Annotated in this window: 13 protein-coding genes; 8 read left to right on the top strand and 5 right to left on the bottom strand. The window is 66.4% G+C overall.

The features are described from left to right. The first annotated feature begins 240 nt into the window (after positions 1-240). Positions 241-507, top strand: coding sequence for a hypothetical protein (locus M6D93_RS15140; protein WP_249770333.1), 267 nt, complete (start codon positions 241-243; stop codon positions 505-507). A gap of 235 nt (positions 508-742) precedes the next feature. Beyond that, the gene (locus tag M6D93_RS15135; RefSeq protein WP_249770331.1) at positions 743-1,423 is read left to right on the top strand and encodes an HAD family hydrolase; all 681 of its coding nucleotides are present in this window, start codon (positions 743-745) and stop codon (positions 1,421-1,423) included. A gap of 130 nt (positions 1,424-1,553) precedes the next feature. On the opposite strand, the gene M6D93_RS15130 is transcribed toward M6D93_RS15135, so the two are convergent. From M6D93_RS15130 to M6D93_RS15115, 4 genes are all read right to left on the bottom strand, one after another. Continuing rightward, the gene (locus M6D93_RS15130; RefSeq protein WP_249770329.1) at positions 1,554-2,465 is read right to left on the bottom strand and encodes a hypothetical protein; all 912 of its coding nucleotides are present in this window, start codon (positions 2,463-2,465) and stop codon (positions 1,554-1,556) included. 328 nt (positions 2,466-2,793) lie between these two features. After that, the gene (locus tag M6D93_RS15125; RefSeq protein ID WP_249770327.1) at positions 2,794-3,030 is read right to left on the bottom strand and encodes a hypothetical protein; all 237 of its coding nucleotides are present in this window, start codon (positions 3,028-3,030) and stop codon (positions 2,794-2,796) included. After that, a complete protein-coding gene (locus tag M6D93_RS15120; RefSeq protein WP_249770325.1) occupies positions 3,027-4,565 on the bottom strand; it encodes a hypothetical protein in 1,539 nt (512 codons plus the stop codon). Before M6D93_RS15120 ends, M6D93_RS15125 begins: the two co-directional genes overlap by 4 nt. 161 nt (positions 4,566-4,726) lie before the next feature. Then, a complete protein-coding gene (locus M6D93_RS15115) occupies positions 4,727-5,881 on the bottom strand; it encodes an ROK family transcriptional regulator (RefSeq protein WP_249770323.1) in 1,155 nt (384 codons plus the stop codon). A gap of 185 nt (positions 5,882-6,066) precedes the next feature. On the opposite strand from M6D93_RS15115, the gene M6D93_RS15110 reads away from it, so the two are divergent. From M6D93_RS15110 to M6D93_RS15090, 5 genes are read left to right on the top strand one after another with little or no spacing between them, the layout of a single operon-like run. Further along, complete coding sequence (locus tag M6D93_RS15110; RefSeq protein ID WP_249770321.1) at positions 6,067-6,990, top strand: BadF/BadG/BcrA/BcrD ATPase family protein; 924 nt, start codon at positions 6,067-6,069, stop codon at positions 6,988-6,990. A gap of 53 nt (positions 6,991-7,043) precedes the next feature. Continuing rightward, positions 7,044-8,366 (top strand): extracellular solute-binding protein, encoded by a 1,323-nt coding sequence (locus M6D93_RS15105; RefSeq protein ID WP_249770319.1) that lies wholly within the window; start codon positions 7,044-7,046, stop codon positions 8,364-8,366. A 5-nt stretch (positions 8,367-8,371) separates the two neighbouring features. Beyond that, positions 8,372-9,331 (top strand): carbohydrate ABC transporter permease, encoded by a 960-nt coding sequence (locus tag M6D93_RS15100; protein ID WP_249770317.1) that lies wholly within the window; start codon positions 8,372-8,374, stop codon positions 9,329-9,331. Continuing rightward, positions 9,328-10,176: a carbohydrate ABC transporter permease gene (locus tag M6D93_RS15095; RefSeq protein WP_249770315.1), complete on the top strand. Its 849-nt coding sequence runs from the start codon at positions 9,328-9,330 to the stop codon at positions 10,174-10,176. The genes M6D93_RS15100 and M6D93_RS15095 overlap by 4 nt, the downstream gene beginning before the upstream one ends. Positions 10,177-10,186: 10 nt before the next feature. Beyond that, a complete protein-coding gene (locus tag M6D93_RS15090; protein ID WP_249770313.1) occupies positions 10,187-11,200 on the top strand; it encodes an SIS domain-containing protein in 1,014 nt (337 codons plus the stop codon). Between the two features lie 406 nt (positions 11,201-11,606). Here the strand turns inward: M6D93_RS15090 and M6D93_RS15085 are convergent, their stop codons facing one another. Continuing rightward, entirely contained in the window at positions 11,607-11,978 is a 372-nt protein-coding gene (locus M6D93_RS15085; RefSeq protein ID WP_249770311.1) for a hypothetical protein, read from the bottom strand. A gap of 204 nt (positions 11,979-12,182) precedes the next feature. Between M6D93_RS15085 and M6D93_RS15080 the strand changes: the two genes are divergently transcribed. Continuing rightward, positions 12,183-12,635, top strand: a complete 453-nt coding sequence (locus M6D93_RS15080; protein ID WP_249770309.1) for a MarR family winged helix-turn-helix transcriptional regulator — start codon at positions 12,183-12,185, stop codon at positions 12,633-12,635. Positions 12,636-12,644: the final 9 nt, after the last annotated feature.

The raw sequence follows: 12,644 nt of genomic DNA, 5'->3' as shown, positions 1-12,644 counted from the left end.
GCCGTCAGAATCCCATAACGCGAGCGCTTGAGAGGAAGTATTCGCCGGGGCGCCTTCGCGAGACCGTCTGGCGCGGCCCGACGGCCGACAGTCAGTCCGTGTCGACGAGGACTGAGCGTGTCAGTCTCGGCGGAACCAGCGTGGCGTAGTCGCAGGGTTTTCCCCGATGCGCCGGCAGCGAGCCGTGGCGACTCTATTGGTGTCCGGCAACTACGCCGAATCCAGAGCAAGGAGACCGCAATGTTTTCGATGAACAGCTCGTCGATGTATCGCCGAGCAGGAGGCGTGATGACCGCAACGGCTGTCGCGCTGGGCGCCCTCAGTTTCTCTGCGATGCCCGCCCACGCTACGACGCAAGCCACCGCCCAGCCGACCTGTGCCTCGCTCACTCAAGACATCAGTGACCTCGTCGCCGAACTGGCCTGGGCGACAGGCTATGAACGGGTCCTCGTCATGCGCGCGCTGACCGCAGACCGCCAGAAGAAGGCTCAGCTTCACTGTCCGTAAGTCCTGGGCGAGCTCAGCGTGCGCCTCGGCTGCCCTCCGCGGTAATCCGTGCGCGCTAGCTCTCCTGGGCCGGCCTGGGATGAAGAGCTACAGGCGGCCCGACTCGATGAACCGTCAAATGGCGGCCCGGTCATGAGTTCGAGCGGACGACCCTGGGCGGTCCAGCGGGCCGGTGGTTCAGTCGGTATGTTGATCGCCGTAAGGTTCGGGTTTCGGGTTGTCTGTGAGGCTTCAGGTGTCGTCGACCCTCCTCCCTGGCGTCCGCGCGGTCTCTTTCGACGGCGACGGCACGCTGTGGGATCTGCGCGCTGCGATGAGCGCGGCGCTGAGCCAAACCTCAAGCCATATCGCAGACCGCTACGGCCTGACTGTTGCGGCGGACGCGCTGGCTCGCATGCGGGACGAGGTCGCGCGGGATCCGGACTACCGAAGCGCAACCATGGAAGTCATCCGCGGTGAATCGTTCAGGCGGTGCATGCAGCGCGCGGGCCTGACCGAGGGTCGAGGACCGCAGGAGGTGTTGGAGTTCTTCCTGGAGGCACGCTTTACCGCCACCGCGCCGTACCCAGAGGTACCGGAAGTCCTTTCTGCGCTTTCACAACACATCCCGTTGGCGTACATAACCAACGGCAACACAATCCTCGAACGAGTCGGACTCGCTGGCTACTTCAAGGTCGCGATCGTTGGACAGGAGATCGGCGTTCGCAAGCCGGACCCGCGGATCTACCTGCGAGCGTGCGCTGAGCTCGACCTGGCCCCGCACGAGGTCCTTCACGTGGGCGATGACCCCGTCGAGGATTGGGCGGCGGCTCGCCAAGCAGGGCTGCGGGCAGTCCTGCTGGATCGTGCCGGCGGCTCTGACAACCCGAGTGATCTCTCCTTCCTCCTGGATCGCATATGGATCTCCGGCCACTAGCGGCCCGGTGCTGGCGCGCAGCGCGCTCCGCACAGTGGTCGAACCCGCACGGTCATCGAACCCGCCTGGTTCGAACCCGCCGAGTTTGAACCCACCGAGTTTGAACCCGTCGAGCGAACCAGCCGTCAACTCACTTGGTGGACGTGAGGGCCTTCAGCGCCGCGTTCATCGCTGCTGCGGCGTCTTGATCGAGGATTTGCCCCACTGCGACAGCGTTATCTGCCGTCATCGAAGCGGTCATCGAACGGATCAGCTCGTCGGAAGCGAGCTGGCTCAGGACCTGACCGATCGGTCCCGCCCCGAGACCATTGCGCACGGCAGCCATCAGCAGCACCGCCTCATCCGTGCTCACATCGCGGAACCGGTACCGAAGATCGGGGATCGTCGTCACCGTGGGGCTCGCATACACAGCCAGAGCAATGCCGTAAGCGCCGGCGCTCACATCGAGCCGGGTGCGGTCGGCGAGTGGGACGCTGACCCCGCTGCCGATGATCTGCCAACCGTAGAACTCATACGGCTGCACGCCACCGAAAGATGCCGCCGCGCGCAGCGTGAGACCATGATCGGTAGCGATCCAGCCATCAGTGTTCGCCTGGGTGTTCAGTGACGGATCGGTGACGTCGGTGACGAAGTCGGGATCATCGAGCAAGGCCCCCGTGTTCAGGTAGAGCTCGTCCAGCATCAGGTACGGGTGGCTCGGGCCCGGCCCGCCGCCATTGAAGTCGCAGAACCAGGCTCGGACGTCGGTCTCCGGTGTGGCACCCGCGCGGCCGGCGAAGGGCGCCGGGCTCGACAGTGCCTCGTACCAGCCGCCGTCATCGCGAGCGGCCCAGAACCCGAAAGTCAGCGGGTGGGTCGCGTCCGGCCAGGTGATCGGGGCGGCCGGCAATTCGACGGAGTAGAAGTCTCCAGGCGACGGATGGGGCGGGACGACCGCGAGCGGGGCGACATCGACGTAGCCCGGATCGCCGTTTCGCGGCAGGCGATGTTGAGGGGCGCGGGTGAACAATCGCGCACTGGCTTCGACCGCGTTCGTGGGCATCGTCGGACTCCTGTCGTGTGATCGGGTCGCAGGCTGCCGGCCATCCGGTCGACATGGTGAAGAGGGCCCGGCGCAGGCCCTGATACCGACCCATGCGGACGGGCACACCGATGCGCGACGGCAGCGGCCTTGGCTCAGGTAGGCACTACCTGTCGATCCCGGCACTCAACCGGCCGAGTACGTTGGACCTCGGGTCGGACTCCCTTCACAGGGGGGCTCGATCAAGGCCCGGTCAGGTGCTCGCTACACCTGGCCGGGCCGTTTGATCTCCCACCACACCACACCACACCACACCACACAGCACAGCACCGTCACCGGCTCCTGGCTCTCAGGCCGATCGAGGCCGCATCCACTCCCGTCGAGCGGTAACGGCGAGCACCAGCGCGGCCACGCCGAGCGCGATGGTTATCACCGCTTCGGAAAGGCCTGACCCATGGTCGGGGTCCACCTTGAAGAGGAGTTCGATCCAGGCGGCTCGCGCGAGGGTCAGGCCGACAGCCACAGCGAAGAGCAGCGTCAAGCCGGCTTCGATCCAGAATCTGAGGCGAAGGGACGGGTGGGTCATGACGGCATCGCTCCCTTCTGCGTCGGGCCTTTCCGGATGGGACCACCGGACTCGGATCCTGCTACGTCGCCGACACCGAGATTCTGGTCCGGCCGGCGTCGGCGGATCTCCAGGAACCCGGTCACCGGGTAGGGCTGGCCGTCGTCGGTGATGATTCCCGCGGTTCCGCCAGGGAGTTGATCGACGGCCGTGAACGGAACCGCCTGGGATCGGTTGAACACGTCCACGTCGGGCACCTCGTAGCGGTCGGTTTCGATGCCGTGCGCCAGCGCGAGCTCGGCCGTGGTCACCTTCAGCGGGTTGAGCGTGAGCAGGCTGCTGAGCTGTTCGAGTGTGATGACATCCCCAGCGCCGGCGGATTCGTCGTTCAGCCTGTCCTTGTCCCACACCTCCGTCTGACGAGGCGGCAGCGGCGGTGCCGTGTACGGAACGCTGTTGAGCGAGATGAGCAGCTCCACGTGATCTGTCTGCGGGATCACCTCGACACCGATGCCCGTACGGCAGGTGAATTGGAAGCTGACCTCGACCTGCTCGGCCTCGGCGTCACCCAGGCCGATCCCACTGATTCCGCCGTGGCCGCCGATACCGCCGCCACCGGTCGAGTCCGGTGGTCGCACGATCAGCCGGTAGAAGTGGCTTCCGCTGAAAGGCTTGGCCGCAATCTTCGGGTGGGCCTCCAGGGTCGTGGAATCCGGAATGAAGATCCCACTGGTCAGCTTGTCGACCTCGTTGTTGAGGTGTTCGAGCATCGTTCCGTCCACGGAGCCTGAGTCGTCGTAGATCGAGTCCTTGTCCGTCGTGAAGACCTGTTTGGACAGGTATGGACGCGAGGTCACGGCGATTCGGGTCAATTGATTTCCAGCGGCGTCGAGCCGGTCGCCGCCGATCGCCATGAGCAGCGGCGGGTGAACCTCGGCCCGGTAGCTGTCTTCGGCGCCCGTAGGATCGGTCACCGAGTGGCCGGCATCGACAATCCACCGCCCGAAAACAGCGATCCGATCACCGACCTGCACCGCTCCGCTGACTGGGTCCTTGAAGGCGCTCGGCACACAGTTCTGGTCTTGCTCGACCGCCAGCAGTCCACCGGGTGGCACGGGAATGCCCAGACGATTCGCATCGGTCATCGCCATCAGCCCGTCCTTGCCGTCCGGGATGACGTTTCCCCGAGCGAGTAGGCCGGTGAATTCCGGATCCAGGGCGACCATGCACTCCCAATCGCTGCGGAAAGGATGGTTGAACGGAACATCGGTGCCGGCCAGCTCGGGTTGGAGCACCCAGCCGGTGCAGCCGACGGCGGTGAGGTCGTAGTCCTCGGCTGGGTCCAGGACCTGCACCCATTCCCTTGCGCAGACGGGGAATTGGTCCCCCTTCTTGATCCACACGGCCAGCTGCAGCAGGGACGGGAGGATCGCGAAGTCGCTGCGGTTCTGCTTGACCAGATCGGCCGCCCAGTTCGTCGCCGGAGGCGGAGCCGGGTTCACATAGTCCGTCTGCAGGCTGGCTTGCGGCGTAAAGGCCACCGACGCGATTGTCACGATCGCTCCGCTGCCCCGGAGCAGGCCGCTGGGAAACCGAGTTGCCTACCCGCTGTGCTGCTCGACAGGGCGTCCACAGCCTCCGCCTACCAGCCTGGCACGTCAAGAGCTGGGGCGAGCCGGGCTCATGAGGGTCGCAAGGGTCACGAGGGTTACGAGGGTCACGCCAGGCGGGTGAGCGTCCTCGCCACGGCCAGGTGCACAGCTCCGACGATGCTGGCGCGGTTTCCCAGTGCGCCGGTGCGGATGTCGGTGTCCCACGCCAACCGGGCGGCGGTCGCGCGGACCTCGCGCAGCATCAGCTCGTTCTGCCCGACGCCGCCACCGAGAACGACCACCTCCGGGTCGACGATGCTGATGACCGCAGCGGCCAACATGCCGACGTTCTCAGCATGTTCGGCCACCAGCTCACCGGCCAGTGGATGCCCGCCGGCGGCCAGTTCATACAGGGCCGCGGCGGTGCGGGGGACCGGTTGCGAGCTGTCCGACCACCGGGATCGGCACCGTTTCATCAGCTCGTCCGAGCCGAGGTAGTGCTCCAACGCGAGCCGGCGCGGCGGCGTGCCCGGCGACCACGGGAACGGCAGCAGGGCCACCTCACCGGCCGCTCCGTGCGCACCGGCGTGCAGCTCACCCTTGATGACGATGCCGGCACCGATCTTGACGCCGACCTGCAGGTACAGAAAGTTCTCCACCCCCAGTGCCGCCCCGGCGCGGTGTTCGGCCAGCGCCGCGCAGTTGACGTTGTTCTCGACCAGATAGGGGACCTCGGGCGGCAACTCGAACGCCTCGGCCAGCTGCCCTACACCTTCAGGGCGCCGTCCCGGCGCGTGCAACTCCGATGGCAGGGTGGGCGTCACGATGACCACATCGCGCAGGGGACCGTGACCGAAACCCGTGCTCGCTACGACCTCGTCGATCAGCTGTGCCGCCTTGGTCACCATTGACGGTGTGACCGTTCGCCGGTAGCTGCTCAGGCGTTGCTCGGCCGACGCGATCAGCGTGAAATCGAGCGAGTGCGACTCCACCCGGACCCGGCTCGCCCCGAGCTCGACCACCAGCACGTGCCCGGCCTCGGGCGCCAACGAGTACAGCGCCGCGGACCGGCCGGTGTGGCCGCGGGATTCACCGTTGCTCAGCACCAGGCCGTGACTGGCCAGTTCGGCCATCGCCGCCGACATCGTGGGGCGCGACAGGTTCAGCTGCTGGCTCAGGACCGGACGGGTCGTCGGCCCGACGCTGGACAGTCGGCGGAAGACGGCCCGCGCGCTGTCGGTCATCGGATACGGCTCCAGAGCTGCCCGCGAGCGGTTCACCGTCGTTCTCCTCTGCCTGTGGCGGCGGCAGCCGCACCGGACCGGCACCGGTGATCAAATCACCTGCGGAGACATCTTGGCAGGTAATCCTGAGTTTGTTAACCTGCCTAACACTGGTCGTGAATTTTTGTCCGGTACCCGCTCCACCGCGAAGTACCTCCCTGCCCTGCAGAACGGATGTCGCCATGTCAGCCACCGCCCCGGTCACCGATGAGGTCACCGGCATCGACGTCGGGGCGACCAAGACGCAGCTGGCTCGGGCCACCGGCGGCGAGCTGTCCCTCGACCACGTGGTGCCCACCCCGACCTGGCGAACCGGTTCGGTCGAGGACAACGCCCGGGCGCTGGCCGGCTTGGTGCTCGACTCGTTCGGGCCGTCGGCCCGGACTCAGCCCTTGGCCGTCGGCGCCCACGGCTGTGACTCCACCGCCCAGTGCCTGCACCTGCAAGCCGAACTTCAGCACCACTTCTCCGGCCCGGTGAAGGTGGTCAACGACGCCGAGCTGATGCCCTGGGCCATGGGAGCACCCGGTGGCATCGGAGTCGTCGTCGGCACCGGATCGATCGCCGTGAGCCGCGACGACGAGGGCGAACTGCTCACCGCCGGCGGCTGGGGCTGGGTCCTGGGCGACGAGGGCAGTGCCGCCGGCCTGGTCCGGGAAAGCTGCCGGGCCGTGCTCGCCCGCCTGGACAACGGCAAGGGCCTCGACCCGCTCGGCCACCGGCTCTTCCGCGCCTTCGCCGTCACCGACGGTCCGCAGCTGGCGATCGCCCTGAGCCGGGATTCCTCGGCCCATCGCTGGGGACGGTATGCCCCGGAGGTCTTCCTGGCCGCCGACGAGGGATCGGTCGACGCGGTAGGCGTGATCACCGAAGCCGGAAAGGCCCTGGCCCGATGGGTGGCCCAGCTTCGGGGCCGGGGAGTGTCGGGCACCCAGGTCGTCGCCGGTGGTGCCGTGATCGTGTCTCAGTCCCGGCTGCGCACCGCCTTCGCCGACGCGCTCGCCGTCGCCCAACCCGACGCCGAGCTCCGCATTCTGAATCACCCGCCGGTATTGGGAGCGCTGGCGCTGGCCAGATCCCTGGTGGCGGCCAGCACCGTCGCGTGACCAGTTCGCCAAGCACCACGAGCCACAGCCCATCACCCTCGGAGGCACCGCAAATGAAAGACATCCAGGATCTGTCGCTACTCACCCAGCCCAGCCGGCGACAGCTGCTGCTCGGGGGCGCCGGCGCCTCTGCGTTGCTGGCGCTGTCGGCGTGCAGCGTCACCGGCGGCAAGTCGAACTCCGGCTCGACCGGCAGTGGCACCGGCACCGTCCACGCGCTGTTCATGCAGCAGGCCGGCTACAGCACGACCGACGTGGGCACCATGCTCAAGGACTTCAAGGCCGCCAACCCGAACATCACGGTCGTGCCGACCTTCGTGACCTATGAGGCCCTGCACGACAAGATCGTCACCGCCGCCGCCGCCGGCACCTACGACGTCGTCCTGATCGACGTGATCTGGCCGGCCGAGTTCGCCAGCAAGAACATCGTCGCCGACGTGACCTCCCGCTACCCGGGCGACTGGCAGACCACCATGCTCGGCGGGGCGTTCGGCACCGCCCAGTACAACAGCAAGCAGTACGGCGTGCCGTGGGGTATGGACACCAAGCTGTTCTACGCCAACTCCAAGATGCTGTCGCAGGCCGGTGCGTCGACGAGCGGGCTCGACACCTGGGACGGTGTCCTCACCGCCGCCCAGGCCATCAAGTCCAAGGGCATCGTGAAGTACCCGCTGGTGTGGAGCTGGTCGCAGGCCGAGGCCATCATGTGCGATTACACCCAGCTGCTCGGGGCATTCGGCGGCAGCTTCCTCGACTCCTCGGGCAAGCTCGCGATCAACACCGGGGGCGGCGTGCAGGCCCTGGAATGGATGCGCAAGACCGTCACCGACGGCCTGACCAACCCCGCGTCCACCACGTTCCTCGAGGCCGACGTCGAGAAGACCCTCAACAACGGCCAGGCCGCGATGGGTCTGAACTGGACTTACTACCTCGGCTCGTCCAACGATGCCAAGAACTCCAAGGTCGTCGGCCAGATCACGCCCATGCAGACGCCGGCCGGGCCCTCGGGCAAGCGTCCAGGCGTCAACGGTGCGATGGCGCTGTCCATCAGCCGCGGCAGCAAGAACCAGGACGCGGCCTGGAAGCTGATCGAGTTCATCAGCTCCCAGGACCAGCTGAACAAGTACGCCGGGGACGCGCTGCCGATCTGGAAGTCGAGCTACAACGACTCCGGTGTGCTGGCCAAGGCGCCCAAGATGCTGCCGGTCGCGGCCAAGCAGCTCAACGACCTGATCCTGCGTCCGCAGGTGGCCAACTACAACGCGATCTCGCAGTTGATCCAGACCGAGTTGCAGAATGCGCTGCTGGGCAAGAAGTCCGCCCAGGCCGCACTCGATGACGCGGTGAAGTCGGCGAGCTCGCTCATGAACGGATAACCGCGGTGAGTTCAGCCACCGAGCTGGGTGAGGTCGGCCGCACCAAGGCCGGCCGAACACCTCGACGTAACCGGCGCGGGCGCGGGGAGCCGCAGGGTCGTTTGGCCCTGCTGCTCCTGCTGCCCTCGGCGTTGATCGTCTTCGGCATCATCCTGTACCCGATCATCCGCACCACGATCATCTCCTTCTTCGAGGTGAACAGCGCGGTACCGGTGGCGACCCCGTTCGTCGGGCTGCGCAACTACACCGACATCCTGTCCAACCAGGCCTTCTACTCGACGATCTGGCGCACGCTGTACTTCACCATCGGCTCCACCGCGCTCGAGCTCATCATCGGTATGGCCCTGGCGCTGCTGCTCAATGCACCGGTGAAGTTCCGCTGGCTGTTCCGGGCGATCGTCGTACTGCCGTGGGCCCTGCCGACAGTGGTGAACGGCGCCATGTGGCGCGGCGTGCTCAACGCCCAGTACGGCTCCCTGAACGCCCTGTTCACGCAGCTGCATCTGATCAACGACTACCGCTCCTGGCTCGGCACCCCGACGTCCGCGCTCAACATGCTGATCATCGCCGACGTCTGGAAGACCACGCCGCTGGTGGCGTTCTTCCTGCTGACCGGGCTGCAATCCATCCCGACCGAGATCTACGAGAGCACCCGCATGGACGGCGCCGGCCCGATCCGGACGTGGCTGTACATCACCCTGCCGCTGCTGGTGCCGAGCATCTCCGTGGTGCTCGTCCTGCGGACCATCGACGCGTTCAAGGTCTTCGACCTCGTCTACGTCCTCACCGGTGGCGGCCCGGCCAACGGCACGCAGACCATCGCGTACTTCACCTACGTCCAAGCCTTCTCCGACCAGCGCTTCGGCTACGGATCTGCCCTGGCCGAAGTGATCGTGATCTGCATCCTGCTGCTCTCGGCGGTCTACCTGAGGGCGTTGCGACGGGACGAGATGACGCTGATATGAGGTACTCCCGGCGCTATATCGTCTTCGTCAATCTCTGCGCGGCCGTGGTCTCGATCTTCATCCTGGCGCCGTTCGCCTGGATGGTGCTGGCCAGCGTCTCCCAGCCCGCGGACCTCATCGCCCGTCCCTACCGCTGGTTGCCCAAGCACCTGGACCTGGGCCGATACTCGGACCTGTTCGCCGGCCGCGGCAGCGACGTGGTGGCCTCGTTCCGGCAGTCCCTGCTGAACTCGACCATCGTGGCCGGCTGCACAGTCGTCGTCGCGATGGCGGTGGGCATCCTGGGCGCGTATGCCTTTGCGATGCTGCGGTTCCGGTTCCGCCGGGTGACCCTGATCGTGTTCCTGACGACCTACATGCTGCCGCCGATCGCGTTGCTCATCCCGCTGTACCTGATCATGAGCTCGCTCGGCCTGCTCGATTCCAAGCTGGGGCTGATCATCATCTACAGCTCCTACGTCACGCCGTTCGTGTTGTGGATCCTGAGCAACTACTTCCTCACCATCCCCGCCGAGCTCGAAGAGGCGGCACGGGTGGACGGGTGCTCGCGGATGGGTGCACTCTTCCGCGTGATGCTTCCGGTCGCTCGCCCCGGGCTGTTCGCCACCATCATGTTCGCGTTCCTGCTCGTGTGGGATGAGTTCCTGTACGCGCTGATCTTCACCTCGACACCCAATGCCCAGACCATTCCGGTGGCCATCGCCAACTTCACCGGCCGGTACTCCACCGACTTCGGTCTGGTGGCGGCCGGTGGCCTGATCGCGTCCGTGCCACCGGTCTTGCTGGCGGTGGCGTTCCAACGTTATGTCGTCGGCGGATTGTCCGCCGGCGCTGTGAAGGGATAACCAGTTCCAGATGGAGTACAACGAGGCCATCGAAGGCCAGCCGACCGCTCTCGCCGAATCACGCCGACACGTTCTCGACCAGCTCGCCACCCTTGACCTGACTGCCTGGCGCGCCGGCACGATCGGCGTCGCCTCGATGGGTGCCAGCTCGCACGCCGGGCACGTCTTCGCCCGGCAACTCATCGCCAACGGCCGGCGGGTGCAGTTGGTGGACGCGGCCGAGCTGACCGGCTACGGAACCGGTGCGCAACTGGCCGACAGCTACCTGGTCGTGACCGAAGGGGGCCGGAGTCGCGAGACGATCGAAGCCGCGCGCGCGGTGGCCCCATTGCCCCGCCTGGCCCTGACGAATGTGCCCGCCGCGCCGATCGCCGACGTGGTGGACTCGGTCCTGTCGCTCGGCCACGGACCGGACAGCCGGGTGTACACCATCGGGTTCACAGCCACTCTGCAGGCGTTCGGGTTGCTCGCCGAGGCGTTGACCGGAACCGGCGAGGACTGGGATGCGGTGCCCGCCCTCGTGGAAACGACGCTGCGCGACCTGCACGATCGGATTGGTGACGTCGCCGACCGGTTCGCGGGCCTGTCCAGCATCGACGTGGTCGGGTCGGGCGCGAGCTTGTCCGCGGTGCACGAAACCGCGCTGATGCTGCGGGAGGGTCCCCGTATCCCCGCGAGCGGGTACGAGACCTACCAGTACCTGCACGGACCGATGGAATGTCAGACCGAGCGCACCGGGTGCATCTTCTTCGGCGGCGAAAGGGAGATCGCGCTCGCACAATACGCCGCCCGGCACGACATCCCCAGCCTGCTGATCACGTCCCACGAGGTAGCCGAGGCCCCCAACCTCAGCGTCCTGCGCTTGCCTTCTCTGGCAGCTTTCTCGGCGGCGATCACCCAGATCTTGCCGGGCCAATTGCTGGTCGGTGAGCTGACGAGGCGCGCCGGCATCGACATCGACGAGTTCCGCTACGACCAGGACGACACGAAGGTCGGGCCACCACTGGCCGGTGAAGGGCACTGATCCCTCCAGCGCCTTGAGTCCCGGCCAACGCTCCGGCCGCCGGCGCAGTTCGGTCTTGAACTCGGCGTTGATCTGAAAGGCATGTACTCCCAGCGGAGCTCGAACGCCAGCGGCTGCTCGCTCAGCTAGTCCCGCTCCGTTTGCGTTGAGGTTGCCCTTGTTGCTCGCAACAAGGGCAACCTCAACGGGGCTTTTCGGCACTAAGGGCAACCTCAACGGGTCTTTTCGGCAACAAGGGCAACCTCAACGGTCGTCCTTCCGTGCACGTTCGGCATGTCTTTCTTCGGCACGGTCCTGTTCGGCGTTGCCGAGGAAGTCGTTTGCCCAGTCTTCGCAAGCATCGTTGATGACCGACCGTGTGACAAGTCCCTGAGCCCGGCGAGGGGACCCGGGTGTGGACTGTGCGCTACACCAGGGTCAAGTCAGTGCGGGGAGTCTCGGAGCGCTGCCGTCGCGGGAGCCGCATGACCTTCGTCCGCAGGGCGGTCGATCGACGCACAGGCGCGCGCTCGGTATCGAGGTGCACCAGCATGATCATGCGGACATGGATCGGCACGCGGCGATCGGCGAAGATCGCCGGATGCTGAGCTGCCGTGAGGAAGGCCTGGATGGCGACCTGCCTGGCCGCTCGCTGACCGCGAGTGCGTTGCCGTGAGTAGGCCCACACGTCTGGCGCGACTCGGTCGAACAGTTCCAGCAGTGCGTCCTCGTTGATGGGAGCACCGGTAAGGCGGGCGTGCAGGCTGTCTTCCCACGGTCGTGGGGTCAAGGAGATCATGCGTTTTTGGCGCCTTCAACAGCAATGCCCGCCCATGGTTTTATGTAGCGGTCGTGCGCTATTCGGTTGTGCGCTATCACCGTAGCGGTACGTGGGATTTCTGTAAAGGTGCCGCGCGGATCGGGCGCGTCGCGGCGTCCCTGTGGCGGCTCCGTGGCGCTGTCTGTGCACAGCGACGTCCTGTCAAACGCCTAGGATGGGGCGATGACGGTCGACGAGACATTCGTGCTGGAGCAGCAACTCTGTTTCGCGCTGCACGACGCCTCCCGGGCGATGACGGCCGCATACCGACCTCGCTTGGCCCGGATCGGCCTTACCTATACCCAGTACGCGCTGCTGTTGCTGCTGTGGGAGCACGGAGATGTCGCATTCAAGGATCTGAGTACGGCGATGCACATGGACAGCGCCACGCTGTCACCCCTGCTGCGGCGGATGGCCGAGGCCGGCCTGGTTGAGCGCCTCCGCGAGCCCGGCGGAGACGAGCGAACCGTCACCGTTCGGCTCACGAAGGCGGGGGCCGCGCTGTACAAGCCCGCCCGCGCGGTGCAGGCCGAGGTCGAGGTAGCGACCGGCCTGGCCCGCCAGCACCTGGAAGATCTTCGCCAGCAGTTGCACGATCTCGCCGCGCAACTGCGCGAGCCAGTCGAACCCATCTAGCAAGGACTT

Source organism: Jatrophihabitans telluris, from assembly GCF_023516435.1.
GTDB classification, from domain to species: domain Bacteria; phylum Actinomycetota; class Actinomycetes; order Mycobacteriales; family Jatrophihabitantaceae; genus Jatrophihabitans_A; species Jatrophihabitans_A telluris.
This window is presented reverse-complemented; position numbering and strand designations above follow the sequence as displayed.